Source organism: Hydrogenophaga sp. (assembly GCF_030656115.1).
In the GTDB taxonomy this organism is placed as follows: domain Bacteria; phylum Pseudomonadota; class Gammaproteobacteria; order Burkholderiales; family Burkholderiaceae_C; genus Hydrogenophaga.
In genome coordinates this window covers 59284-84001 of the sequence record NZ_JAUSOO010000123.1, presented here as the reverse complement: position 1 = coordinate 84001, position 24718 = coordinate 59284, and the positions used below count along the sequence as shown (strand labels likewise).

Below are 24718 nucleotides of genomic sequence, written 5' to 3'. Positions count from 1 at the left end.
TCTGCACGGTCTGTGTGTACCGGCCAACGGTGCCAGCCGATCGCTCAAAAAAGCGATCAGCTTGATTTAAATCCATCGATCCAGCTGCTTGAGTTCCTATCGAACCGCACAGGTGTCATGCGTCAACCCGGTTCGCAGCGGCCTGCGCCAGCGCCCACACCACATGCTCGCGCACCGTGGCGTCGGGGTGTTGCAGGTGCGTGGCCAGTGCAGACCGCACCGCCGGGTCGTCCGCCAACCGCAGCGCATTGCCCATGGCCACTGCCAGGTTGCGCAACCACCGAGCATGCCCAATGCGGCGTATGGCACTGCCTTCGGTGCGGCGCAAAAACTCGGTTTCACTCCAGGCCAACAGTTCGATGAGCGTGGCGCCCGCCAGCCCCTCGCGCGGGTCGAAGTCGGGCAGGCTGGAGCGCTGCGCGAACTTGTTCCAGGGACACACCAGCTGGCAGTCGTCGCAGCCGTAGATGCGGTTGCCGATCAGCGGGCGCAGGTCTTCGGGGATGGGGCCCGCGTGTTCGATGGTGAGGTAGCTGATGCAGCGGCGGGCGTCCAGCCGCTGCGGGCCGAGAATGGCCTGCGTGGGGCAGGCGGTGATGCAGGCGGTGCAGGCGCCGCAGTGGTCGGTGACCGGCTCGGTGGGCGGCAACGCCATGTCCAGGTAAATCTCGCCCAGAAAAAACATCGAGCCGCCTTCGCGGTTGAGCACCAGCGTGTGTTTGCCGCGCCAGCCCTGGCCGCTGCGTTGCGCGAGTTCGGCCTCCAGCACCGGGGCCGAGTCGGTGAACACGCGGTGGCCCAACGGGCCCACTTCTGCCGCGATGCGCTCGGCCAGTTTTTGCAGGCGGCCGCGCAGCACCTTGTGGTAGTCGCGACCCCGGGCGTAGAGGGACACCACCGCTTCGCTTGGCTGCTTCAAACGCGCCAATTCGGTGGCGGGCCAGCCTTCGGGTGTACCCTGCGGCAGGTAGTCCATGCGCGCGGTGAGCACGCTCACGGTGCCGGGCACCAGTTCGGCCGGGCGGGCGCGTTTCATGCCGTGGCTGGCCATGTAGCCCATATCGCCATGAAAACCGGCGTCCAGCCAGGCTTTCAGGCCGGGTTCGGCGGCTGAAAGGTTCACACCGGCCACGCCAATTTGGGAAAATGCGAGTTCCCGGCCCCAGGCCTGTATCTGTGAGACGAGTTGAGCAGCATCAAAACCGGACTTCATGTTCCGCCCATTGTAGAAACGCCCGCCACCCCTGAAGCTGGCGGTGTCTGGCACGGGCGCTGGGCCAGCGAGGCCGACACCGAGGCCTTTGCCCGCCAACTGGCGGCCTGCCCGGCCCTGGCACACGCCACGCTGGCGCTGCACGGCGATCTGGGCGCGGGCAAGACCACCTTGGTGCGCCACCTGCTGCGGGCGCTGGGCGTGCGCGGGCGCATCAAGAGCCCCACCTACGCGGTGGTGGAGCCGCACAGCGCCACCGACTGCCCACTGATGGCGCCGGGCGAGCCGCTGCCGATCTGGCACTTCGACTTTTACCGGTTCAACGACCCCAGAGAGTGGGAAGATGCGGGTTTTCGCGAACTTTTCGCCACACCGGGTCTCAAGCTGGTGGAATGGCCCGAACGCGCTGGCGACTTTTTGCCGGTGATCGACCTCGACATTCACATCCAACCCGGCGACATGACCCATACCACACCCTCCGATGCCGAACCCGACGAAGCCCGCCAAGTGCGGACGAGCGCACGCACGGCCACCGGCCGCCGGTTGATGAGTCACATGACCCCATGACACACGCCCCGAAACTCGACCGCCGCGCCCTGCTGCACGCCGGAACCCTCGTGCTGCTGCTGGGCACGCAACAGATTGCGCGTGGCGCCAGCGTGGTGGCGGTGCGGCTGTGGCCCGCGCAGGACTACACCCGCGTCACCATCGAGTCCGACGGTGCGTTGAAAGTGCGCCAGACCATCACGTCAGACCCCACCCTGCTGACGGTGGACCTGGAGGGCATTGACCTGGTGGCCGGCCTGCGCGAACTGGTGGGGCGTCTGAAACCCGACGACCCCAACCTGGCGGGCATTCGGGTGGCGCCCAGCACAAGCAATACCGTGCGGCTGGTGCTGGAACTGAAACACCCCATTCGCCCGCAGGTGTTCAACCTGGACCCGGTGGCGGCTTACCGGCACCGGCTGGTGCTGGATCTGCACCCCGTGCATGCGCCCGACCCACTGGCACAGTTGATCAGCCAGCGCGTCAAAGAACTGGACGAAGCCAGCGCGCGCGCCGCGCGCCTGCTGGGTCTGGAAACGGATGCCATGGGCAGCACCCCGCCACCACCCCAGCCCGCTCTGGCACCCATCACCACGGTCGACCCGCTGGGTGCCCTGATCGCCCAGCGCGAGCGCCCGGGTGCAGGCACCGACCGCACGCCCACCGTGATCGCCGCCACACCCCCCACCCGGGCTGGCACCGAGCGCACCGGTGCAGGCGCTGCGGTGAGCGCCCCAGCCAGCAGCAAACAAAGCCAACCCGCGCTGCACGCCGGGCGCATCACCGAGCGCCTGATCGTCGTGGCGCTGGACCCCGGCCACGGCGGCGAAGACCCGGGTGCCATCGGACCCGGTGGCACCTATGAAAAAGACGTGGTGCTGCAAATTGCCTTGCGCCTGCGCGATCGCATCAACGCGACCCGGGTGAACGGCAACCCCATGCGCGCCTTTCTCACGCGCGACGCCGACTATTTTGTGCCCCTGCATGTGCGGGTGCAAAAGGCGCAGCGGGTGCAGGCCGACCTGTTCATCAGCCTGCACGCCGACGCTTTCTACACCCCAAGGCCGCAAGGCGCCAGCGTGTACGCGCTGAGCCACCGGGGTGCCAGCAGCGTCGCCGCACGCTGGATGGCCGACAAGGAAAACGCGGCCGATCTGGTGGGCGGGCTCAACGTGAAAGCCCAAGACGCCACGCTGAAGCGCGCCCTGCTCGACATGAGCACCACGGCACAAATCAACGACAGCCTGAAGCTGGGCAACGCCATGCTGGGCGAGGTGGGCCGGGTGGGCAAACTCCACAAGCCTCGGGTGGAACAGGCCGGGTTTGCGGTGTTGAAAGCGCCCGACATTCCGAGCGTGCTGGTGGAAACTGCGTTCATCAGCAACCCGGAAGAAGAGTTGCGGCTGAAAAGCGTGGCCTACCAGACCGAGCTGGCCGATGCGCTGGTGAAAGGCATCGTGCGTTACTTTTCGCAAAACCCGCCGCTGGCGCGCACCCGGCAGGTGTAACCGGGTCGGGTACGGCGGCCAGGCCTGCCGAGCAAACCCCGCCAGCCGATTCAGATCGGGTAAATCAGCGAGTTCAACACCATTTCGCTGTCGTACACACAGCGGCGTTCCTGCAACTTCAGGCCGGCTTCGGTGTGCACAAAGGCGTCGATGTAGCGGCCCACGTTGTAGACCTCGCTCACGCTGCCCGGCTTGGTGCGGAACACCGCGTAGTTCGCCTCGGCGCGGATCGGATCGTCGGCCGTGCCGGCCCCCGGCGCGGTGACGCGGGCCGGGCTCACCACATGGCGCGTGTAGTACGGGCCGTGGTAGATGGTGTGGCTGGTGCCGTAGATGCGGTCGCGCAGCATGCCCTGGCTTTCCAGGGCCAGCAGTGCCAGCGGCAGGCCGCGGTCAAAGTTTTCGCGCGCTTGTACCCAGTACCGGGCGTCTTCGGTGAAACACCCGGGCCAGTCGTCGAAGCGGCGGCTGTCGAGGGCGGCGGCGTAGTCGGCGTTGAAGCGGTCGATGGCGTGGTGCAGCAGCAGGCGCTGCAGGTCGTGCGTCGGTGCGTTCACAGGTCCATCGCTTTCTTCCAGTAGGCGTACATGCCGCGGATCAGGGTTTCGGTCACCATGTGTTCGGTGGGCGGCTCGCCAATGCCGCTGCCGGTGCCGCCCAGCTCCACCAGGGTTTTGCCGTCGTCGCCCCCCTGTTTGAAGCCGTCCTGGCTGAACTCGATCACCTCGCCGTCGTCGGCGCTCACGAAGCCGGCGGGGCCGAACAGGTTGGCCTGGCGCAGGCGGCGCTGGGTCATCTCGGGCGTGTCGTCGGTGAAGCCGATGTGGGTCCACACAAAGTCGAACTCACCGGCACCGCGCGGCACGATGTGGCGCGTGCTCAGCGAGTTCACCTGCTGTTGCACGATCACGCTGGGGAACAGCGTGATCATGGTCACCGTGGGCGTGATGGTCTGGCCCGGGTTCTGCGGGTCGTCCACGGTCCACCAGGGTTCGGGAACCACGTCGAGCAGACGGGCGTCGTGCAGCGTCATGTTGGCCTTGAAGCTGGTCACGCCTTCGGTCACGGCACTCTGGCCGCCATCGTTGCGGCGCGACATCATCACCGCGTGGCGGCCCTGCGCGTCCATCACCATGCGGCTCTTCTGGTCGGCGCGCCACAGGCCGAAGGTGACAAACCAGGTGTGCAGCAAGCCCGGGTGGTACGGGTCTTTGATGTTTTCCATCATCAGCTTCCAGTTGCCCGGGATGCGCTGGCGGTTGTAGCCCAGCAGCTGCAGCTGGCGGCCCTTGAAAATGCGGTCCAGCCAGGGCATCACGGCCGGGCCCAGGTAGTCTTCCAGCGGCTCGGTGTCGGCACCGAAGGTGGCGAACACCAGGCCGTGCAGCACGGCCACGCGCAGTTTGGTCAGGCCGTTTTGCTGAACGTCAAAGCCGGGGGGCATGCCGCCGTGCGTGCACTCGCCGTCCGGCCCCTGGGCCTTCACGCCGTCCTTGAACGGCAGGCCAGCGAGGTCGCCGTTGAGCTTGTAGGTCCACTGGTGGTAGGGGCAGACGAAGCTGCGCGCGTTGCCCACCTGCCCGTCCATGGGCGGCTGGCAGAAGCGCACGCCCCGGTGGGCGCAGCGGTTTTCCACCACGCGGATGCCGGGGTCGGTGGCGCGGTCCTTCGGCGCTACGCGGTCGCGCACCATGATCACCTGACGCTCGCCCACCCAGCTGAGCTTGTAGTCGCCGGTGTTGGGAATTTCCACCGCCAGGCCCACGTAGCACCAGTGCGGGCCGTAAAACAGGCGTTCCAGCTCGCGCTGGTACAGGGCGGGGTCGGTGTAGGCCCAGAAGGGCACGCGGCTGGTGCCGGCGTCGCTCCAGCGGGCGGTTTGATTCGGTGTGTTCATGTCTCCTCACGCTTGGGTGGTGAAGAGAAAATGATACGCCCACTTATCAATTATCAATACACCCCACCCTGACACGAAGCGGCCCCGCACAGCCCCTGTGCAGATCGGGTTCAGGCTGCGGCGTCGCGGGCGGCGTTGCGGCTGGCGCGCCAGGCACCAAAGATCGCGATCAGGCCCGGCACGATGATCAGCGCCCAGATGATCTTGCTCAGGTTGGCCTGCACCCAGGGCAGGTTGCCAAACCAGTACCCGGCGGCGGTCAAGCCGATCACCCAGATGATGGCGCCCACCACGTTGTAGGCGGTGAACTTGCTGCGCGTCATTTCGGCCACACCCGCCACAAAGGGGGCAAAGGTGCGAATGAACGGCATGAAGCGCGCAATGATGATGGTGATGCCGCCGTAACGCTCGTAAAACGCGTGCGCCTGGTTGAACGCGTTTTTGTTGAAAAAGCGCGAGTTTTCCCACTGGAACACCTTGGGGCCGAAGTAGCGGCCAATCGTGTAGTTGGTCTGGTCGCCCAGAATGGCCGCCGCCAGCATCAGACCGGCCGCCAGCGGGTAGTCAATCAGCCCGGCACCGCACAGCGCGCCCACAATGAACAGCAGCGAATCGCCCGGCAAAAAGGGCATGACCACCAGGCCGGTCTCCACAAAGATGATGAGAAACAGCAGCGCATAGACCCAGGCGCCGTACGTCTGCACAAAGGCCATCAGGTGCTGGTCCACGTGCAGGATGAAGTCGATGAAAAAGGCAATGAGTTCCATGGGTAGGGATTATGGCGACGCTGAATGACCATTCGGCGCACAAGCCCGGCCGCTGCATGCGCGACCCTACAATTTAGCGGTGAACGCACCCACCCAGCCCCCCGCCCGCCGCCCGATTCGGGAACTGCCCGACGAACTCATCAGCCAGATTGCCGCCGGCGAGGTGGTGGAACGCCCCGCCTCGGTGGTGCGCGAACTGCTGGACAACGCGCTGGACGCCGGTGCCAGCCAGATCACGGTGCGGCTGCAGGCCGGTGGTGTGCGGCTGATCAGCGTCGAAGACAACGGCTGCGGCATCTTGCGCAGCGAACTGCCCACCGCGCTCAAGCGCCACGCCACCAGCAAAATTGCCAGCCTGGCCGACCTGGAGTCGGTGGGCACCATGGGCTTTCGGGGCGAGGCGCTGGCCGCCATTTGCTCCATTGCCGAGGTCTCGGTCTTGACCCGGGTGGACAGCCTGGAAGAACCGCACGGCTGGCTGCTGGACGGGCGCAGCGGCGAGCTGCAACCCACGGCGCGCGCCACCGGCACCACGGTGGAGGTGCGCGAGCTGTTTTTTGCCACGCCCGCCCGGCGCAAGTTTCTGAAAACCGATGCCACCGAGCTGGCCCATTGCGTGGACGCCGTGCGCCGCCACGCACTGGCCCACCCGGAGGTGGGCTTTGCCATCTGGCACGACGGCAAACTGGTGGCGCAGTGGCGCGCCGTGCCCGGCCAACCCATGGACACCCTGCGCCAGCGCCTGGCCGATGTGTTGGGTGAAGATTTTGTGGAACAGGCTGTGCCGGTGAATTGGCCGCTGGATATGCCTGCTGAATCCGACGGGGGCGAAGAGGCCGACACCCCCCAGCGCCTGCGCGTGTGGGGTTTTGCCGGCGTGCCCGACGCGGCCCGCTCGCGCAGCGACTGGCAGTTTGCCTATGTGAACGGCCGCTACGTGCGCGACAAGGTGATCACCCACGCCGCGCGCAGCGCTTATGAGGACGTGCTGCACGGCCAGCGCCAGCCGGTGTATGCGCTGTTTGTGTCGCTCGACCCGACCCGGGTGGACGTGAACGTGCACCCGACCAAGATCGAGGTGCGCTTTCGGGACAGCCGCGAGGTGCACCAGGGCGTGCGCCGCGCGGTGGAGTCGGCCCTGGCCGCGCCACGTTCGGCGGCGGGTGCGGTGGCGCAGGCCGTGCTGGTGCCGGGCGATGCGGCCCCTGACCAGACAACACCCCGCACCGAAGCGCCCACCTGGACAGCACCCCACCGCCTGCCCTCGACCCTGGGCAGTGCTCAAAACAGCTTGCCCCTGCAGCGCTACACACCGCCCGACGTCATCGGCCAGCGCGTCAGCGATCTGGGCGCCTTGTGGGGCCACGGTGCAGGCAAGGCTTTGCCGGGCTCAGCCCCCACGCAGGCGGGGCCAACGCCTGCCGGTGGCACCGGCACCAACGCACACCCCGGGCAAGCCGAGCCCTTCGACAAGCTGCGCACAGGCCCAGGCGAAGCCGCCGCGCCCGCATGGTCAGCGGGCGAATGGCCGCTGGGCCGCGCCATTGCGCAGCTGCAGGGCGTGTACATCCTGGCCGAAAACACGCAAGGCCTGGTGGTGGTGGACATGCACGCCGCGCACGAACGCATCGTCTACGAGCGCCTGAAGCAGCAGCTGGACGAAGAGCAACTGGCCAGCCAGCCGCTGCTGATACCCGCCACGTTTGCCGCCACGCCACAAGAAGTGGCCACCGCCGAAGACAGCGCCGTGGTGCTGGCCATGCTGGGGCTGGAGGTGGTGCCGTTTTCACCCAAAACACTGGCGGTGCGCGCCGTGCCCACCACGCTGGCGCAAGGCGACCCGGTGGAGCTGGCGCGCAGCGTGCTGGCCGAACTGGCCCAGCACGAAGCCAGCACCGTGGTGCAGCGCGCCCGCAACGAGCTGCTGGCCACCATGGCCTGCCACGGCGCGGTGCGCGCCAACCGTCGCCTCACGCTGGACGAAATGAACGCCCTGCTGCGCCAGATGGAAACCACCGAGCGCTCAGACCAATGCAACCACGGCCGCCCCACCTGGCGCCAGGTGGGCATGAAAGAGCTGGACGCGCTGTTCTTGCGCGGCCGCTGAAGACGCACCAAGTGCAAGCACAACCAAGAATCCCGTTAAAAATCTGCACCATAAGCGCAACAAATGCACCATTAAAAAGCGTTTTACGTTGCAAAATGCCAGTTTTGCATAATGTCATGCACTTATTTGGAGCATGACACTATGAAGTACGCATCGGTTCACGATTTCCTCGCCCACGTTGAGCAGCGCAATCCGGGCCAACCTGAGTTTTTGCAAGCCGTCACGGACGTGATGGAGAGCCTGTGGCCCTTCATTGCAGCCCACCCCAAATACGCCGAACAAGGCCTGCTGGACCGCCTGGTCGAGCCCGAGCGCGTCATCATGTTCCGCATCTCCTGGGTGAACGACCACGGCGACGTGCAGGTGAACCGCGGCTACCGCATCCAGCACAGCATGGCCATTGGCCCCTACAAGGGCGGCCTGCGCTTTCATCCCTCGGTCAACCTGTCGGTGCTCAAGTTTCTGGCGTTTGAACAGACCTTCAAGAACGCGCTGACCACCCTGCCCATGGGCGGCGGCAAGGGCGGCTCGGACTTCGACCCCAAGGGCAAGAGCCCGGCCGAAGTGATGCGCTTTTGCCAGGCGTTTGTGAGCGAACTGTTCCGCCACGTGGGCGCCGACACCGACGTGCCCGCGGGCGACATTGGCGTGGGTGGGCGCGAAGTGGGCTACATGGCCGGCATGTACAAGAAGCTGAGCAACCGCGCCGACTGCGTGTTCACCGGCAAGGGCATGAGCTTTGGCGGCTCGTTGATCCGCCCCGAAGCCACCGGCTATGGCACGGTGTACTTCGCCCAAGAAATGCTCAAAACCCGGGGCCGCTCGTTGGACGGCCTGCGCGTGAGCGTGTCCGGCTCGGGCAACGTCGCACAGTACGCGGTGGAAAAAGCCATGGCGCTGGGTGCCAAGGTGATCACCGTGTCCGACTCCAGCGGCACCACCGTGGACGAAGACGGTTTCACCCCCGACAAGCTCGCGATTCTGATGGACGTGAAAAACCACCTGTATGGCCGCGTGAGCGATTACGCCGCGCGCACCGGTGTGAAGTTTGAGGCCGGCGTGACGCCGTGGCATGTGCCCGTGGACGTGGCCCTGCCCTGCGCCACCCAGAACGAACTGAACGCGGCCGACGCCACGTTGCTGATCCAAAACGGCGTCATCTGCGTGGCCGAAGGTGCCAACATGCCGTCCACCAACGAGGCGGCCAAGGCGTTTGAAGCCGCTGGCGTGCTGTACGCACCGGGCAAGGCCAGCAACGCCGGCGGTGTGGCCACTTCGGGCCTGGAGATGAGCCAGAACGCGCTGCGCCTGTCATGGCCGCGCGAAGAAGTGGACACCCGCTTGCTGCAAATCATGCAAGGCATTCACGCCGCTTGCCTGAAGCACGGCACCCGCCCCGACGGCACGGTGAGCTACATCGACGGCGCCAACATCGCCGGCTTCGTGAAGGTGGCCGACGCCATGCTGGCGCAGGGCGTCATTTAAGCGCCCCGGCGTCCCCGGGTGGGACGTGGCGCGCCAGGTGGGTCCCGATCAACCCGCGCGCACGGTGTTTCGGCCCGCTGCCTTGGCCTCGTACAAGGCGATATCAACCCGCTTGAACAGGCTTTCGATGGGTTCGTTGGGCTGGAGTTCGGCCGCGCCCAGGCTGATGGTCACGCCACCCACGCCTGCGAATGGCCGATCTGCCACCAACGCACGCAGTTTTTCCGCCAGGCGCACGGCTTCGTGGGCGCCACAGCCTGGCGACAGCAACACGAATTCTTCGCCCCCCCAGCGGGCCAGCACATCGGTAGCGCGCACGGCTGGTTGGAGCCGCCGGGACAATTCGATCAGCACCTGGTCACCGATCGGGTGGCCGTGGCGGTCGTTGATCGACTTGAAATGGTCAATGTCCAACAACAACAGCGACAAAGAATGGCCGTAGCGGGTCGCCTGCAGTTTCAAGGTGTTGGCCATCTCCAAAAAATGCCGCCGGTTCCAGATGCCCGTCAGCGCGTCGGTGGTGGCGATCTTCGCCAATTCGGTGTTGGCGTGCTGCAAAGCGGCATTGGCTTGTTCGGCAGCTTCCTTGGCCTGCTCCAGCTCCAGCACCAGGCGCTTGTGCTCTGAAATGTCCCGGGTGACGCCCAGAATTTCAACCAGCTGACCTTGGCTCAGGATGGGATGCGCCATCACCTCGGTCCAGATGGTTGAACCATCTTTGCACAGGTATTCGAGTTCACCCCGAAAGCTTTGCGGTGCACGCCCTGCGGCCAGATCGGCGATCAGGCGGGTGAAGTACCCCAGCGAGACGGCCTGCGAGCTTGGCGGGTGGATCTCTTCGATGGTTTGCTGCATGGCCTCCTCAGCGGTGAACCCTCTGACCTGTTCAATGGACGGACTGATGTAGGTGATGCGGCCATCCGGGGCCATGGTCCAGATCACATCTCGGGCGTTGTCGGCCAGCATGCGGTGCCGCGCCTCACTCACCCGCAGCGCTTCTTCGGCCTGCTTGCGCTCGGTAATGTCTTCCCGCACCGCCAGGTAGTGGATCTCCATGCCATCGCTGTTTTTGATGGCAGAAATGACCATGGATTCCTGGTGGAGCGTCCCGTCTTTTTTCCGGTTGACGAGTTCGCCGCGCCACTCGTTCCCGGCGGCCAGGCTGCGCCACAAATCCTGGTACACCTGCTCGGGCATCTGGCCGCTCTGGAGAAAGCGGGGATTTTTCCCCACCACCTCCTCCAGCGTGTAACCGGTCACGGCCGTGAAACGCGGATTGACGTACTCGATGTTTCCATCGAGATCGGTGATGAGGATGGAAGCCGGACTTTGATCGACCGCGCGCGTGAGCTTGTTCAGTTCAATTTCGGTCTGCTTGCGTTTTTCAATCTCGCCGTTGGCTTGTGCCAGCGCCCTCTCGGTCAGCCGGTTGCCGTGGTAAACCAAGCTGGCGGTCAGCATGAACAACCCGGTGTAGTTGACCCACTGGGTCACACCGACGCTGGTATCGGGGATCGGCAGCAGGCCGGCGTTCTCCGCCAGAATGAGCCCCCCTATCGACACCGAACTGGCTGCTGTGGCAATGAAAATGCCGGACCGGTGAAAAAACATGCCGGTGAGGATGACCCAGGACACATACAAAGCGGTGATGGGCGCACGGATGGTGCCCAAGCTGAGGTTGACCGCCGTGATGACAAGAAAGAGCAGGACGGTCAACACGATGGAGACCCGGTGCACCGCGCCCTTGCGCACCATCCACCACCCCACCGTCAGCAGCCCCAGCCACCCGATCCCGATGACTTTGGGCGTTGTGGGTGTGTTGTTGCCGATGAACGAGCCCACCAGCAGCAACACGGTCAACAGCATGCTGCTGGGAATCACCAGGTTGAGCAGGTCGGCGGTGCGTGTGTTTTCTTGTTCGCCCGGCAACCCCGGCGGCACCACGGGCCGCGACATGGCACCTGGGGTCTCGGTGGCGCCGTTGCGCTGGGACGATGTCGGCATGTCCTGTCTCCGGTGGCTGTCGCGTTGTTGTTCGCGTATTGTGATGGACGCGCAGGGCTTTCAGCCCCTCGGCATGGGGGGCCGCATGCGCCAGAAACGCGCCGCGGTCGTGCTCGCCCGCCCACCACCGGTGCCCCGTGCGCTGGAGGGCACCCGGTGGGGCCTTCGACCCGGCCCGCGCATCATCAAAGCGGGATGCGCGCCGCCAGCGCCTGCAGCTCCGCCAGCGGCGGATCTTTGCGGGGCCATTCCAGACCCACGCCGTCGTTGGCGTGCCGGGGCAACACGTGCACATGCACATGCGGCACGGTTTGCCAGCCGTCGGGCTTGTTGGTTTGCAGCAGCGTGATGCCGGTGGGCTCAAACGCCGCCTGCACCGCTTTGGCCACCCGGGTGGCGATGGCAAACAGGTGCCCGGCCTCGGCCTCGCTCAGCTCCATCACCGTTTCAACCTGGCGTTTGGTGGCCACCAGCACGTGGCCGGGGTTCACCTGCCCGGCGTCCATGAAGGCGATCACCTGATCGTCCTCAAACACGATGGCAGCGGGGATTTCGCGGCGGACGATGCGGGTAAAGACGGTATCGGTCATGCTGGAAAGCCTTATAGAAAGCCAAAAGGCCATTCTGCCTTGAACTTTCCCCCGCCAGAGCGCCTCCACCGCCCCCATGAACCGCCTGTTCCTTGCCCTCATCGCCACCCTCGGTTTGCTCGCGGGTTGCGCCTCGCTGGACGAACGCCAACGCGAATGGATCTTCCAGCCGTCCGACCGCAGCTGGTCGCGCGGGGCCGAAGCCGCCGAGGGCATGGCCGATGTGTGGATCGACTTCCAGTCCCGCGAAACCGGCCAGCCGGTGCGGCTGCACGGCCTGTGGGTGCCGCACGAAAGCTTCGATGCCCGCACCGATGCGCCGGTGCTGCTGTATTTGCACGGCGCCCGCTGGAACGTGACCGGCTCGGCCTTTCGCATGCGGCGCATGCAAGCGCTGGGTTTTTCGGTGCTGGGCGTGGACTACCGGGGCTTTGGCCAAAGCACCAACGAACTGCCGTCAGAAACCCTGGCCGCCGAAGACGCCCGCGCCGCCTGGGACTGGCTGGGCCAGCAATACCCAAGCCGCCCGCGCTACATCTTCGGCCACTCGCTGGGCGGTGCCATCGCCATCGAACTCGCCGCGCAGGTGCCCGACGAAACCGGCACGCTGGTCGAAGGCACGTTCAGTTCCATCCCGGACGTGGTGAGCACCTTCAAATGGGGCTGGCTGCCCGTGTCGCCGCTGATCACCCAGCGCTTTGAAGCGGTGAAGCGGGTGCCCCACATCGGCTCGCCGCTGCTGGTGGTGCACGGCAGCCAAGACCGCCTGATCAGCCCCGAACTGGGCCGCAAACTGTTTGATGCCGCCACCGAACCCAAAGCGTTTGTGCTGGTGGAAGGCGGTTCGCACCACAACACCCACTCGGTCGGCCAAGCGCAGTACCGGGAGGCGCTGGCCGGGTTGTTTGGCTTGCCCGTGGTGCGGTAGCGGGTTTGGCTGGTGATGCAGAAAAGGCTTGGCACAGTACAACGGGGTCAGGTCTTGTATTTCAAGAAATTACCGCTTGGCGCCTGCGTCTTGCAATACGAGACTTGACCCCCTCAGGGCGCGCAAGGGGCGCTTTTATGAACACCTCAAACCCCTGGTTCAACTGCTCAACAAACAGTTGCGCCAGGTGGGTGTGTGGGCGCTTGGCTGGGCTGCCCGATTGCACCGCTCACGCGCTGGGAAAAATGTGGCGGTGGCCGCGCAACAGACCGGAACTGTGGCCCGAAAAAGGCCTTTGCAGGTACCCAGTCAAGCCATAATGACTTCCCATGGCGGGGGGGTGAAATCATCAATCCCCTATTCCGTTGATTCCCACACCACCGTCTCTGCTGCGGTTTGGCTCAACATGGTTCATCTACCGCGAATGACGTCACCGCCGCTGGCTGGCTTGGCTGGTGCGGTAGTTAAACGCTAAGTGTTCGGCATTACAAGTAACCTTTGGAGAAGTTTGATGGCGAGACCAGAAATTCCAGCCATGAGAACGTGGCCGCGCAATCTCAGCACTGCGCAAGGCGGTGGTCTTTCGACAGCACAGTACGGTGGAATGTCAACGTCACAATACGGCGGAGCCTCTACTTCGCAATACGGCGGCTTATCTACTTCCCAGTACGGAGGAATGTCCACTTCACAGTATGGTGGCCTATCCACTTCTCAGTACGGTGGGCTGTCAACGTCCCAATATGGCGGTCTATCAACGACGCAGTATGGCGGGCTTTCCACGGCGCAATACGGTGGCTTGTCTACATCTGCGGGAGGCGGAATGTCTACTTCGTCGGTTGAGGTCTACACCAGCAACATTCCGCCGTGGCCATACTTCCTTCGTGAGTTAGAAGCTCGGGGCTATCAGGCGCAGGCCAATCTCATCCGGCAGCACCTCCCCGCATTTCTGTGGCCCGAAAACTTCTTTTAGTCTCCGGCGCGCAGTGATGCCGAATCGGGTAGGCAACGGCTTCTAACCGTCGCCCCCCACACCACCCGCCGTGCGGGTCCGCAGTGGGCGGAACAACCAAGTTGGCACGCTCGACGAAGCTTTCCCCTTCTTTTCCGTGCAACCCTGTGCCTTGCACCACAGGTCTTTGACACTGAGCAAACCTTGCTCCCGCAACCACGCGTTGGAAATGGCCTGGTTGATCACCGGGGTTCTGGACATCTGCCAATGCATGTCAGGCCACAGCGACCAAGGGTGGCGCTGGCGGCGCTGTTTGGCTTGCGCTGAGGGCTCAGCTTCTCAGACACCCAATGGAATCGGGGCATCCAGGTCCAGCCCGGCGTACTCGCAGCCGCGCCGGTAGTCCACCAGGTGCTTGCGCGTCCACTGCACGGCGGCCTCGGCGTCGTGGCGTTGCAGCGCATCGAGCACGTGGCGGTGCGCCTCCAGCAAGCGTTCACCGGACTGCGGCAACGCCGGCGCAATGGCCGCGTAGCCCGCCCGCATGAGCTGGCTCACCGGCGCCCGCGCCAACTGCAGCGCCTGGTTGTGTGTGGCCTCGGCCACCAGGGCCTGAAATTCGATGGTGCTGGTCACGGCCGTTTGGCCCGCGGCCACGGTGGCGGCGGTGCGCTCCAGGTTGCGGGCCACGGCCGCCAGTTCGTCGGGCGTGATGCGTTCGGCCGCCAGTTGCGCGCACAGCGGTTCGAGCGAAGACGCCACCTCCCACACGTCGCGAAAGGTCACCTGGTGCATGCGCAGCGCACGCTCGGCGGCGTTGGCCAGGTCGCTGTGGCGCGGAATGCTGACCACCAGCTTTTTGCCCTCCCGGCGCAGCAGGCCGTCCTGTTCCAGCTGGCGCAGGCCTTCCCGGATGGTGGAACGGTGCACGCCGTAGCTGGCGGCCAGCTCCCCTTCGGTGGGAATCGCATCGCCCTGCAGCACCTCACCGCGCACGATGCGCTGGCGCAGATCGTCGGAGACGACGCGGTAGGCGGGTTGGAGCTGGAGTTTTTCGATGTCCATCGGGCAAAGCTGCGGGAGAGCGAAGGGACTGGCAGTGTATGCCAGCCCCTGCCCTGTCGATCACCCCCCTCAGTCGGCTGTGAAACCCGATGCCTTGATCACCGGCTCCCAGCGCTTGGCCGACTGGGCACCGCGCGCGGCCAACTCTTCGGGTGACCGGCCCACCGGGTGAAAGCCCATGGTCTGCAGGCGCGCCTTCACATCGGGCATGGCCAACACCTTGGCCAGCGCTTTGTTCCAGGTCAGCACCACGTTGGCGGGTGTGCCCGCCGGGGCGTACAGCGCGTTAAAACCCATGCCGGTGATGCTGGGGTAGCCCTGTTCGGCGAAGGTGGGCACGTCGGGCAACTGGGGGTCGCGCTGCTCGGACGACACCGCCAGCACCTTGAGCTTGCCGGACTTGTGCGACTCGACCAGGCTGGAGAGCACATCGATGCTGGAGCTGATGTGCCCGCCCATGAGCGCGGAGGCCATGGGCGCGCTGCCCTGAAACGGTACGTCGAGCATTTTCACGCCGATGGCGTCGCCCAGCACCATGCCGAAGAAGTGGTGAGGGGCGCCACGGGCGGGGATGCCGTAGTTGGCTTGCGCGGGGTTCTTTTTGGCCCAGGTCACAAATTCGGCCAGGTTGTCCACCCTGGGTTCGGCACCACTGGCCATGGCAAAGGCAAATTCACTGACCGTTCCCACGGGCACCAGGTCTTTGATGGGGTCGTAGTTCAGTTTCTTGAAGGTGAAGGGATACAGGGAACGCAGCGCGTCTGGCCCGAGCATCACCACACTGCCGTCGTTCGGAGCCGCTTTGAGCGTTTCCACCGCAATGCGGCCACCGGCGCCGGATTTGTTCTCCACCAGCACCGGGCGGTTGAACTCGGTCTTGAGCTTCTCGGCCAGCACGCGGGCAATGGTGTCGAACGAGCCGCCTGCGGGGAAGCCGACCAGGATCTTCGCTGGCGCGTCCTGCGCCAGCGCTGCACTGGGCAGCCCCACGGCCACGAGGCTGGCCAGCAGGGCCTGGGTGATGCGGCGTCGCTGAATGGGATGGGTCTTCATGCTTGTCTCCTTCTGTTGAACTACGGGGGGTGAAAAATCAGGTGCTCGGGGTGGTGGCCGCCGGCCCGGGGTCTGGGGTGCTGCGCCGATCTTCTTCGGCCTGCAACACGCGCCACAACACCTTGCCCGAGGCGCTGCGCGGCAGGGTCTGCACCAGTTCCACGCTGCGCGGCACCTTGTAGACCGCCATGTGGCGGCGGGCCCAGGCCATCACGTCTTCGGGCTGCAGGGTGTGGCCGTGTTCGGCGCGGGGCACGATCACCGCCTTGACGCTTTCGCCCCGGTAGGGGTCGCGCACCGCAATCACGCAAGCCTCCTGCACCGCCGGGTGCTGGTGCAGATGCGCTTCCACCTCGGCCGGCCAGACCTTGAAACCGCTGGCGTTGATCATGCGTTTGAGCCGGTCGGCCATGAAGAAGTAGCCGTCGGCATCGACCCGCCCGAGGTCACCGGTGCGGAACCAGCGCTGGCCATCGATCTCGACAAAGGCCTGCTGCGTCGCGGCGTCCTGCCGCCAGTAACCCTGAAACACCTGCGGCCCGCTGACGAGAATTTCGCCGACCTCGCCGGTGGGCAGCGTCTGCAGCGTGTCGGGGTGCACCACCCGCGCCTGCGTACCGATGTAGGGAATGCCCAGACAGTGGCTGCGCGCGGCGTGGCGCGGGTTGCAGTGCGTGGGCGCGGCGGTTTCGGTGAGGCCGTAACCCTCCACATAGGTCAGCCCCAGGCGCTGCTGCAGCTGGGTGGCCACCGCTTCGGGCATGGCCGCACCACCGCCACCGATGTAGCGCAGGCTGCTCAAGTCGATCTGGTCGATGCCGGGCAGCGCCAGCAGGTCGATCACCATGGTCGGAATATTGGACCAGTGCGTCACGCGCTGGGTTTCGATGGCGCGCGCGGCTTGCCGCCGGTCCCAGCGCGGCAGCAGCACCAGGCGGCAGCCGTGGTGCACCGCAGCGAGCAGGCCCATGACCAGACCGGTGATGTGGAACATGGGCGTGACCACCAGCACCACGTCGCCCGCGCGCATGTCCAGCCAGGGGCCGGCCGCCACCACGTTGTGCATCAGCGTGGCGTGGGTGTGCATGCAGCCCTTGGCCGCGCCGGTGGTGCCGCTGGTGTAAGGCAGCAGCGCCAGATCGGTGGGCCGCACGGTCACCGGGCGGGGCTCGGCGGAGCGCGCCAGCAGCGCGCGCCAGGCGTGCAGCGCCACGGTGGTGGTGCGCAGGGCGGGTGGGGGCGCCAGCAGCCAGCCGGTCCACGCCTCGGGCCAGTGCTCGCGGCCCGCCCCTGCGGGCGGCAGCAGATCGGCCCAGTCCACCACCACCAGGTGGTGCAGCACGGGCTGGGCGGCCTGCCGGTCGGCGGCGCTCAGCAACTCGGGCGCGATGTCGGCCGTGGCCATGGCCACCGCTGCGCCGGGGTCGGCGATGGCGTGCCCCAGCTCGTCGGCTTTGTTCATGGGATTGACTGGCACCACCACCGCACCGGCGCGCAGCACCGCGTGAAAACCGATCACATAGGCCGGGCTGTTCTGCATGAACAGCAGCACGCGGTCGCCGGGTTGGACCCCCAGGTTCTGCAGCGCGGCGGCCAGGCGCAACGCGCCGGTGTGCAGCTCGCGCCAGCTGAAGGGGCGGCCCAGGAACTCGAGCGCCTGGGCCTCGGGCTCGGTGTGGGCGCGGCGCTCGAAGGCGGCCCAGAGCGGCTCCTGGGGCAGGCTCAGTTGCGCCGGCACGCCTGGCGGCCAGTGGGCGGCGTGCGGGCCATCGGGCCAGGTGGCGGGGGTGTTCATGGCATCCATGCAGCGCCCCTCAGCAACCGCGCGTCACCGGCACGGCCACCGGCTTGTGGCGCAGGCCCAGGCGGGTGAGTTCCAGCTTGGCCAGCGCCTGGCGGTGCACCTCGTCCGGCCCATCGGCCAGGCGCAGGGTGCGCTGGTCGGCGTAGGCGAAGGCGAGCACGAAGTCGTCGCTCACGCCCGCGCCACCGTGCGCCTGGATCGCCATGTCGATGACCTCACAGGCCATGCTGGGCGCCACCACCTTGATCATCGCGATCTCGGCCTGAGCGGCCTTGTTGCCCACGGTGTCCATCATCCAGGCCGCCTTCAGGGTCAGCAGGCGCGCCTGTTCGATCTTGCAGCGCGCATTCGCAATGCGCTCGTGCCACACGCTCTGCTCGCTCAGCGGCTGGCCAAACGCGGTGCGGCTGGCCAGGCGGTGGCACATGAGTTCCAGCGCGCGTTCGGCCGCGCCAATGGAGCGCATGCAGTGGTGGATGCGCCCGGGGCCGAGGCGTCCCTGCGCAATCTCGAACCCCCGGCCTGCGCCCAGCAGGATGTGGTCCACCGGCACGCGCACGTTTTCCAGCAACACCTCCATGTGGCCGTGCGGCGCGTGGTCGTAGCCGAACACCGGCACGGCGCGCAACACGGTCACACCGGGTGTGTCGGCGGGCACCACCACCATGCTTTGCTGCGCATGGCGCGGCGCCTCGGGGTCGGTCTTGCCCATGACGATGAAGACCTTGCAGTGCCGGCTGCCGGCGCCGGTGGACCACCACTTGCGGCCGTTGATCACCAGGTGGTCGCCGTCGCGCCGAATGTCGCACTGCACGTTGGTCGCATCCGACGAGGCCACCGCCGGTTCGGTCATGAGAAAGGCGGAGCGGATCTCGCCACGCAGCAGCGGCTCCAGCCAGCGGTCTTTCAAGGCTTCGCTGGCGTAGCGCTCCAGCGTTTCCATGTTGCCGGTGTCGGGCGCGCTGCAGTTGAACACCTCGCTGGCCCAGTGCACCCGGCCCATCACTTCGCACAGCGGCGCGTAGTCGAAGTTGGACAAGCCCTCGGGTGCGCGCTCGGAATGCGGCAGGAACAGGTTCCACAGCCCCGCCTCGCGCGCCAGCCCCTTGAGCCGCGCCACCGTGGGGCAGGTGCTCCAGCCGTCGGCCGAGTCCCAGCGCTGCGCGGCGGCCTCGGCCGCCACCCGGGCTTCGTTGGGGTAGATGTGGGTGTCCATAAAAGACACCAGGCGTTCGCGCACCGCGCGCGTCTTGTCCGATTCGATGAAGAAAGGCATGGAAGTGACTCCTGTGAAGTAAAGCAAGGTTCCTGGGGCTTGTTGCAGCTCAGCCTCTCAGGCCTTGTGCGTGAGCACCTGCCCCTGGGCCATGGCCCAACCCAGTTCGGCCACCGGCACCGCCATGCGGGCGATCTCCAGCGCGTCGGGGTTGGCCGCCGTGCCCTCGCGCACCCTGGCGGCAATGCCCAACAAAATGGCGCCCAGGCGGAACAGGTTGCAGGCGAGGTAAAACGGCCAGTCGGCCAGCACGGCGTCCACCGAGCGGCCCGTCTGGGCGCAATAGCTTTCAATGTGTTCGCGCTCGCTCGGAATGCCCAGCGCGGCCCGGTCCTGATCGCCAAAACCGCGCAACACGCCGCACGGCAGGTGCCAGGCCAGGCAGTGGTAAGCCAGGTCGCTCAAAGGGTGGCCCAGCGTGGCCAGCTCCCAGTCCAGCACCGCGACCACGCTCGCGCGCTCGGGGTGGAACATCAGGTTTTCCAGCCGGAAGTCGCCGTGCGTCAGGCAGGTGTTGCCCTCGCCGTCCGCGCCGCTGGGAATGTGCCCGGGCAGCCACTGGGCGAGGCGCTCCATGGCGGCCACGGGCTCGACCACGCTGGCGCGGTATTGCTGGCCCCAGCGGTGAATGAGCCGGCCAAAGAAACCGCTGTGGCGGCCAAAGTCTTGCAGCCCAGCGCCGCGCCAGTCCACACGGTGCAGCACAGCGAGCACGCGCAGGGCTTCCTGGTGGTAGGCGGCGCGCTCGCTCAAGGGCAGGCCAGGCAGGCGCGCGTCGCGCAGGATCCGCCCGTCCACCCAGTCCATCACATAAAAAGCCGCCCCGATCACCGATTCGTCTTCGCACAACACACGGGCTCGCGGCACCGGCACCGGTGAACCCCGCAAGGCTTGCAACACCCGGAATTCGCGTTCGATGGCGTGCGCCGACGGCAGCAGGCCGGCCACCGGGCCGGGCTTGGCGCGCAGCACCCAGGCCCGGTCCCCGCTCGACAGGCGCCAGGTGGGGTTCGACTGGCCGCCGCTGATGCGTTCGGCTTGCAAGCCCGCCAGATCGGCGTCCACGTGCGGCGCCAGGCAACGGGTGAGTGCCCGCAGATCCAGCCCGTGGGCGGCAGCGGGTGCGGTTTCTTTGTGTGTCAGGGTTTTCATAAACAAGGTGTTTGAAATGATTGTCGGACAATCCAATCATCTATCCATCAGGCCAAACCCTTAACCCGTCCCACAGGAGACAAACCATGACCCCCACCGCCACCGGGTACAACACCCCCATCAATGCCGCCCAGCGAGCGCGGGCACAGGCGCACCTGGCACACGCCCGGGACGCCGCGCTGAACGGTGCCGAATGGCCCGCGCCCGACCCTGCCCAGCCACCCGACGCGGTGGTGGCGGTGGTGGGCGCAGGCACCATGGGCAGCGGCATCGCCCAGTGCGCGCTGGCCGCTGGTCTGCGGGTGCACTTGCTGGACACCAGCGAGGCCGCCGCACAGCGCGGCGCCGAACGCATGGCCAACAGCCTGGCCCGCGCCGTGGCCCGCGGCCGGCTCACCCCGCAGGCGCGGGCCGAGCAGCTCGCCCGGCTGCGCACCAGCACAAACGGCGCCGGGCTGGCCGAAGCCGACGTGGTGATCGAAGCCATCGTGGAAGACCCTGCCGCCAAACAGGCCTTGCTCGCCCAGCTGCACGCGGCCTGCCCGCCCCACACCCTGCTGCTGAGCAACACCTCGACGCTGGACATCGACGAACTGGCCCACCGCTGCGGCCGGCCCGACCGCGTGGCGGGCATGCATTTCCTCACCCCGGCGCAGCTGACCCCGCTGGTGGAGGTGGTGCGCGGGCACGCCACCAGCGACACCAGCCTGGCCCGCGCCCGTGCCCTGGCGCTGCGCCTGGGCAAACTGCCGGTGCTGGCGGGCAACGCCTGGGGCTTCATCGGCAACCGCATGTTCGAGGGCTATCTGCGCGAGGTCGATGCCTTGCAGCTGCAAGGGGTGGCCGCGCACCAGATCGACCGCGCTCTGGAAAATTTCGGGTTCGCTCTGGGGCCGTGCCGCACGCTGGACATGGCGGGCACCGACCTGGTCAGCCAGGTGCTGGCGATGCGCGAACGCCGCTTCCAACAACCCCCGGCCTACCGCCGGATCACGCGCCGGCTGGCCGAGCTCGGGCGCTGGGGCCACAAAAGCGGACGCGGCCATTACCTGCACGACAACCGCCAGGTGCGCGTGGACCCCGACCTGGCCCGCCTCTGCGCCGAAGAAGCGGCCCGCCTGGGCATTGCCCCCATCGGCGCGATCGACGACGCAGCCATCGTGCAACGCTGCCTGGAGCCGCTGGTGCAGGAAGGGCACCGCCTGTTGGCCGAAGGCATGGCCTGCCGGGCCAGCGACATCGACCTGGTGTGGGTGCTGGGCTACGGTTTTCCGGCCGATCGCGGAGGGCCCATGGCGCTGTCGGCCGTTGGGGCTGGAGTCTGACCACACCGCCGACATACGCGCACAAATGGCTTCTGCTACCCTCGACCGAATGCCCTCCAAGTCCTCCCCGATGGCCCCTGGCCTGATCGTTCTCACGCTGTCGCTGCTGCTGGGTCTGCAGCCTGTGGCCACCGACCTGTACCTGCCCGCCCTGCCCGCGCTGACCACCGGTTTTGGTGCGCCCATGGCGCAGGCGCAGCTCACACTGACCGCCTTGCTGCTGTCGTTTGGTCTCTCGCAACTGGTGTGGGGGCCGTTGTCGGACCGCTTTGGGCGCCGCCCGATTTTGTTGATCGGCATGGCGGCGTTTGTGGCGGCTTCGGTGGGCAGCACGTTTTCGCCATCGATGGAGCACCTGATTGCCTGGCGCGCCGTGCAAGGCGCGGCCATGGGCGCGGGGGTGATGTGTGCGCGCGCCATCGTGCGCGACCTGTACGCACCCACCGAGGGCGCGCGCATCATGTCCAAAGGGCTTACCGGGCTGGGCGTGATCGCCTGTGCCAGTGCGCCGCTGGGTGGGCTGCTGTCCGACCTGTTTGGCTGGCGCATGGCGCTGCTGGCGCTGGCGGTGTTTGGTGCAATCACGCTGGCGCTGCTGGCATGGCGGTTTGAAGAAACGCTGCAACAGAAAAACCCGCAAGCGCTGCAGCCGCTCACGCTGCTGCGCACCTGGGGTCGGATTGCGCGGCACCCCACGTTCCTCGCGTATGCGCTGCTGGCCACCGCGTCGTACGGCGGGCTGTTCACGTTTCTGGCCACATCGCCGTTCGTGTTCATTCAGGTACTGGGCCTGAGCAAAACCAGCTACGGCCTGGTGATGATGTCGATGTCGCTCAGCTACATCTTGGGCACCTTCGCCTGCCGCCGCCTGCTGCTGCGCTTTGGCGTGCGCCGCACCGTGGCCATTGCGGGCGCGTTCACGCTCACCGGTGGCACCGCCATGGGCGCCATGGCGCTCATGGGCGTACAAAACCTGTGGGCCATCATGGTGCCGTTTTACCTGTTCATGATGGCCCACGGCGTGCACCAACCCTGCGGCCAGAGCGGTGCGATCAGCCCGTTTCCGCAGGCTGCGGGCGCGGCCTCGGCGCTGAGCGGTTTTCTGATGATGGTGGCGGCCTTTTTCATGGGCGGCTGGCTCGGCAAGAGCCTGGCCACCCTGGGCGAGGGCCCGGGCAGCGTGCTGCCGCTCACCAACGGCATTGGGTTCTGGAGCGTGCTGATTGCCGCCACCGCCTGGACGCTGGTGCAGCGCTTTGGTGAGAGCAAGAAACCACCAGAGCCCATGCGCGTTTTTCCCACGGCACCCGACGGTGCGGCGCCGTGCGAAGCCACACCCACCCGACCATGAGCCACCCAAGCACACAGCCCGCCTGCATCGCCCTGGCCGGCCCCACCGCCAGCGGCAAAAGCGCGGCCTCGCTGGCCATGGCGCAGCGCTGGCCGGTGGAAATCATCAGTGTCGATTCCGCGCTGGTGTACCGGGGCATGGACATTGGCACCGCCAAGCCCACGCCCGCCGAGCTGGCGCAGGTGCCGCACCACCTCATCAACATCCGCGACCCGCTGCAGGCCTACAGCGCCGCCGAATTCGTGGCCGACGCGACCCGCCTCATGGGCGAGATCCGGGCGCGCGGGCGCACCCCGCTGCTGGTGGGCGGCACCATGCTGTATTTCAAGGCGCTGATGCACGGCATGGACGACATGCCCCGTGCCGATGCCGCCGTGCGTGAGCGCATCGAGGCCCGCGCCCACGCGCTGGGCTGGCCCGCACTGCACGCCGAACTGGCGCAGGTGGACGCGCCCACCGCCGCCCGGCTCTCGCCCAACGACTCGCAACGCATTCAGCGGGCGCTGGAGGTGTTTGCGGTGTCGGGACAACCCATCTCGGCGTTTCAGACCGGCACCAGCGCCATCCCCAACCCCCTGGCGAGCGGCGCGCTGCTGTCGCTGGAGCCGAACGACCGCGCCTGGCTGCACGCGCGCATTGCACAGCGCTTTGACGCCATGCTGGACGGCGGTTTTCTGGACGAGGTGCGCCGGCTGCGCGCCCGTGGCGACCTGCACCCCGACCTGCCGTCGATGCGCTGCGTGGGCTACCGCCAGGCCTGGGAAACGTTGGCCGCGGCGGGCGACACGCCCAACGCAGCCCAACTGGCCGAACTGCGCGAACGCGGCGTGGCGGCCACCCGCCAACTGGCCAAGCGCCAGATCACCTGGCTGCGCGGCATGCCCGAACGCGTGGTGGTGGCTTGCGACGCGCCCGATGCGCTGGCCCAGGTGCTGCAACGCGCCCAAGACCTGCTGGGGCCACCCGCATGAGCCTGGACATTTGCGACCTGAGCAAACACTACGGCCACACCCCGGTGTTCAGCCACGTCAACCTGCGCGTGGAGCCGGGTGAATTTGTGGCCATTGTGGGCGAATCGGGCGTGGGCAAGTCCAGCCTGCTCAACTGCATGGCCGCGCTGGACGGCTGGAGCAGCGGCACCATCACCCACGACGGCGTGGACCTGGGCACGCTGACCGACACCCAGCGCGCCCACTGGCGGCGCGAAAAGCTGGGCTTTGTGTTCCAGGCCTTCCATGTGCTGCCGCACCTGGACGTGGCGCAAAACGTGGGCCTGCCGTTGCTGCTGCTGAAACGGCCCGACCCGGTCCGCGTGGCAGAAATGCTCGACGCCGTGGGCCTGGGTGCCCTGGGCGAGCGCCTGCCCGCGCAGCTCTCGGGCGGGCAATTGCAGCGCGTGGCCATTGCCCGGGCGCTGGTGCACCGGCCCAGCCTGTTGCTGGCCGACGAGCCCACCGGCAACCTCGACCCCAGCACCGCCGCGCAGGTGATGGACGTGCTGCAGCAACAGGCCGCACACAGCGGCGCCGCGCTGGTGCTGGTCACACACTCCGAAGCCGCCGCCGCGCGGGCCCAGCGCCAGCTGCGGCTCAGCGCCACGGGCTGCCGCTGAACCCGCGCTGACACGCCGCCCACAGCGGCTTCAAAACGGCCGCACGTGCGCCACGCACGCATGGATCGCCAGCCAGCCAACCGGGT

General features: G+C 66.8%; 20 protein-coding genes. 9 read left to right on the top strand and 11 right to left on the bottom strand.

Annotated elements, in window-relative coordinates; genetic code table 11:
* Positions 1-115: 115 nt before the first annotated feature.
* Positions 116-1213, bottom strand: a complete 1098-nt coding sequence (queG, locus tag Q7J58_RS15645) for a tRNA epoxyqueuosine(34) reductase QueG (RefSeq protein WP_304830036.1) — start codon at positions 1211-1213, stop codon at positions 116-118.
* Between the two features lie 9 nt (positions 1214-1222).
* Here queG and tsaE point away from each other — a divergent pair, with 9 nt between their 5' ends.
* Positions 1223-1780: a tRNA (adenosine(37)-N6)-threonylcarbamoyltransferase complex ATPase subunit type 1 TsaE gene (gene tsaE / locus Q7J58_RS15640; RefSeq protein ID WP_304830082.1), complete on the top strand. Its 558-nt coding sequence runs from the start codon at positions 1223-1225 to the stop codon at positions 1778-1780.
* Positions 1777-3267 (top strand): N-acetylmuramoyl-L-alanine amidase, encoded by a 1491-nt coding sequence (locus Q7J58_RS15635; RefSeq protein WP_304830034.1) that lies wholly within the window; start codon positions 1777-1779, stop codon positions 3265-3267. The genes tsaE and Q7J58_RS15635 overlap by 4 nt, the downstream gene beginning before the upstream one ends.
* A gap of 50 nt (positions 3268-3317) precedes the next feature.
* On the opposite strand, the gene Q7J58_RS15630 is transcribed toward Q7J58_RS15635, so the two are convergent.
* The 3 genes from Q7J58_RS15630 to Q7J58_RS15620 all read right to left on the bottom strand — a co-directional run bounded on the left by Q7J58_RS15630 (position 3318) and on the right by Q7J58_RS15620 (position 5931).
* Complete coding sequence (locus tag Q7J58_RS15630; protein ID WP_304830080.1) at positions 3318-3803, bottom strand: aromatic-ring-hydroxylating dioxygenase subunit beta; 486 nt, start codon at positions 3801-3803, stop codon at positions 3318-3320.
* A gap of 17 nt (positions 3804-3820) precedes the next feature.
* Positions 3821-5164 carry an aromatic ring-hydroxylating dioxygenase subunit alpha gene (locus Q7J58_RS15625; protein WP_304830031.1) on the bottom strand — a complete coding sequence of 448 codons (1344 nt, stop codon included), beginning with the start codon at positions 5162-5164 and terminating at the stop codon, positions 3821-3823.
* 110 nt (positions 5165-5274) lie between these two features.
* Complete coding sequence (locus Q7J58_RS15620) at positions 5275-5931, bottom strand: DedA family protein (RefSeq protein WP_304830030.1); 657 nt, start codon at positions 5929-5931, stop codon at positions 5275-5277.
* 79 nt (positions 5932-6010) lie between these two features.
* Here Q7J58_RS15620 and mutL point away from each other — a divergent pair, with 79 nt between their 5' ends.
* Positions 6011-8038: a DNA mismatch repair endonuclease MutL gene (gene mutL / locus Q7J58_RS15615; protein WP_304830027.1), complete on the top strand. Its 2028-nt coding sequence runs from the start codon at positions 6011-6013 to the stop codon at positions 8036-8038.
* Between the two features lie 141 nt (positions 8039-8179).
* The gene (gene gdhA / locus Q7J58_RS15610) at positions 8180-9523 is read left to right on the top strand and encodes an NADP-specific glutamate dehydrogenase (RefSeq protein WP_304830024.1); all 1344 of its coding nucleotides are present in this window, start codon (positions 8180-8182) and stop codon (positions 9521-9523) included.
* Between the two features lie 48 nt (positions 9524-9571).
* Here gdhA and Q7J58_RS15605 read toward each other — a convergent pair whose 3' ends face one another.
* Positions 9572-11527 (bottom strand): diguanylate cyclase, encoded by a 1956-nt coding sequence (locus tag Q7J58_RS15605; RefSeq protein WP_304830022.1) that lies wholly within the window; start codon positions 11525-11527, stop codon positions 9572-9574.
* A gap of 185 nt (positions 11528-11712) precedes the next feature.
* Entirely contained in the window at positions 11713-12117 is a 405-nt protein-coding gene (locus tag Q7J58_RS15600; protein ID WP_304830019.1) for an HIT family protein, read from the bottom strand.
* A 76-nt stretch (positions 12118-12193) separates the two neighbouring features.
* Here Q7J58_RS15600 and Q7J58_RS15595 point away from each other — a divergent pair, with 76 nt between their 5' ends.
* Positions 12194-13045, top strand: coding sequence for an alpha/beta fold hydrolase (locus Q7J58_RS15595; protein ID WP_304830016.1), 852 nt, complete (start codon positions 12194-12196; stop codon positions 13043-13045).
* A 1288-nt stretch (positions 13046-14333) separates the two neighbouring features.
* On the opposite strand, the gene Q7J58_RS15590 is transcribed toward Q7J58_RS15595, so the two are convergent.
* The 5 genes from Q7J58_RS15590 to Q7J58_RS15570 all read right to left on the bottom strand — a co-directional run bounded on the left by Q7J58_RS15590 (position 14334) and on the right by Q7J58_RS15570 (position 20344).
* Positions 14334-15059 (bottom strand): FCD domain-containing protein, encoded by a 726-nt coding sequence (locus tag Q7J58_RS15590; RefSeq protein WP_304830013.1) that lies wholly within the window; start codon positions 15057-15059, stop codon positions 14334-14336.
* Between the two features lie 69 nt (positions 15060-15128).
* Positions 15129-16112 (bottom strand): Bug family tripartite tricarboxylate transporter substrate binding protein, encoded by a 984-nt coding sequence (locus Q7J58_RS15585; RefSeq protein WP_304830010.1) that lies wholly within the window; start codon positions 16110-16112, stop codon positions 15129-15131.
* 37 nt (positions 16113-16149) lie between these two features.
* Positions 16150-17907 (bottom strand): long-chain-fatty-acid--CoA ligase, encoded by a 1758-nt coding sequence (locus Q7J58_RS15580; RefSeq protein WP_304830007.1) that lies wholly within the window; start codon positions 17905-17907, stop codon positions 16150-16152.
* Positions 17908-17926: 19 nt separating this feature from the next.
* Positions 17927-19192, bottom strand: a complete 1266-nt coding sequence (locus Q7J58_RS15575; RefSeq protein WP_304830005.1) for an acyl-CoA dehydrogenase family protein — start codon at positions 19190-19192, stop codon at positions 17927-17929.
* A gap of 57 nt (positions 19193-19249) precedes the next feature.
* Entirely contained in the window at positions 19250-20344 is a 1095-nt protein-coding gene (locus tag Q7J58_RS15570) for a phosphotransferase family protein (protein WP_304830002.1), read from the bottom strand.
* A gap of 86 nt (positions 20345-20430) precedes the next feature.
* Between Q7J58_RS15570 and Q7J58_RS15565 the strand changes: the two genes are divergently transcribed.
* Genes Q7J58_RS15565 through Q7J58_RS15550 form a run of 4 tightly spaced genes read left to right on the top strand, consistent with a single transcriptional unit; the run spans position 20431 to position 24632 of the window.
* Entirely contained in the window at positions 20431-21669 is a 1239-nt protein-coding gene (locus Q7J58_RS15565) for a 3-hydroxyacyl-CoA dehydrogenase (RefSeq protein WP_304829999.1), read from the top strand.
* Positions 21670-21718: 49 nt separating this feature from the next.
* The gene (locus Q7J58_RS15560) at positions 21719-23020 is read left to right on the top strand and encodes a multidrug effflux MFS transporter (protein ID WP_304829996.1); all 1302 of its coding nucleotides are present in this window, start codon (positions 21719-21721) and stop codon (positions 23018-23020) included.
* Positions 23017-23991, top strand: a complete 975-nt coding sequence (gene miaA / locus Q7J58_RS15555) for a tRNA (adenosine(37)-N6)-dimethylallyltransferase MiaA (protein WP_304829994.1) — start codon at positions 23017-23019, stop codon at positions 23989-23991. The genes Q7J58_RS15560 and miaA overlap by 4 nt, the downstream gene beginning before the upstream one ends.
* Entirely contained in the window at positions 23988-24632 is a 645-nt protein-coding gene (locus Q7J58_RS15550; protein ID WP_304829991.1) for an ABC transporter ATP-binding protein, read from the top strand. Before miaA ends, Q7J58_RS15550 begins: the two co-directional genes overlap by 4 nt.
* Positions 24633-24718 lie beyond the last annotated feature (86 nt).

Coding starts and splice junctions, on each gene's coding strand:
- Q7J58_RS15600 (WP_304830019.1), bottom strand. CDS start 12,117: ATGACCGATACCGTCTTTACCCGCATCGTCCGCCGCGAAATCCCCGCT.
- queG (WP_304830036.1), bottom strand. CDS start 1,213: ATGAAGTCCGGTTTTGATGCTGCTCAACTCGTCTCACAGATACAGGCC.
- Q7J58_RS15590 (WP_304830013.1), bottom strand. CDS start 15,059: ATGGACATCGAAAAACTCCAGCTCCAACCCGCCTACCGCGTCGTCTCC.
- Q7J58_RS15625 (WP_304830031.1), bottom strand. CDS start 5,164: ATGAACACACCGAATCAAACCGCCCGCTGGAGCGACGCCGGCACCAGC.
- Q7J58_RS15585 (WP_304830010.1), bottom strand. CDS start 16,112: ATGAAGACCCATCCCATTCAGCGACGCCGCATCACCCAGGCCCTGCTG.
- Q7J58_RS15605 (WP_304830022.1), bottom strand. CDS start 11,527: ATGCCGACATCGTCCCAGCGCAACGGCGCCACCGAGACCCCAGGTGCC.
- Q7J58_RS15580 (WP_304830007.1), bottom strand. CDS start 17,907: ATGAACACCCCCGCCACCTGGCCCGATGGCCCGCACGCCGCCCACTGG.
- Q7J58_RS15550 (WP_304829991.1), top strand. CDS start 23,988: ATGAGCCTGGACATTTGCGACCTGAGCAAACACTACGGCCACACCCCG.
- Q7J58_RS15565 (WP_304829999.1), top strand. CDS start 20,431: ATGACCCCCACCGCCACCGGGTACAACACCCCCATCAATGCCGCCCAG.
- miaA (WP_304829994.1), top strand. CDS start 23,017: ATGAGCCACCCAAGCACACAGCCCGCCTGCATCGCCCTGGCCGGCCCC.
- Q7J58_RS15575 (WP_304830005.1), bottom strand. CDS start 19,192: ATGCCTTTCTTCATCGAATCGGACAAGACGCGCGCGGTGCGCGAACGC.
- Q7J58_RS15570 (WP_304830002.1), bottom strand. CDS start 20,344: ATGAAAACCCTGACACACAAAGAAACCGCACCCGCTGCCGCCCACGGG.
- Q7J58_RS15620 (WP_304830030.1), bottom strand. CDS start 5,931: ATGGAACTCATTGCCTTTTTCATCGACTTCATCCTGCACGTGGACCAG.
- Q7J58_RS15595 (WP_304830016.1), top strand. CDS start 12,194: ATGAACCGCCTGTTCCTTGCCCTCATCGCCACCCTCGGTTTGCTCGCG.
- gdhA (WP_304830024.1), top strand. CDS start 8,180: ATGAAGTACGCATCGGTTCACGATTTCCTCGCCCACGTTGAGCAGCGC.
- Q7J58_RS15635 (WP_304830034.1), top strand. CDS start 1,777: ATGACACACGCCCCGAAACTCGACCGCCGCGCCCTGCTGCACGCCGGA.
- Q7J58_RS15560 (WP_304829996.1), top strand. CDS start 21,719: ATGCCCTCCAAGTCCTCCCCGATGGCCCCTGGCCTGATCGTTCTCACG.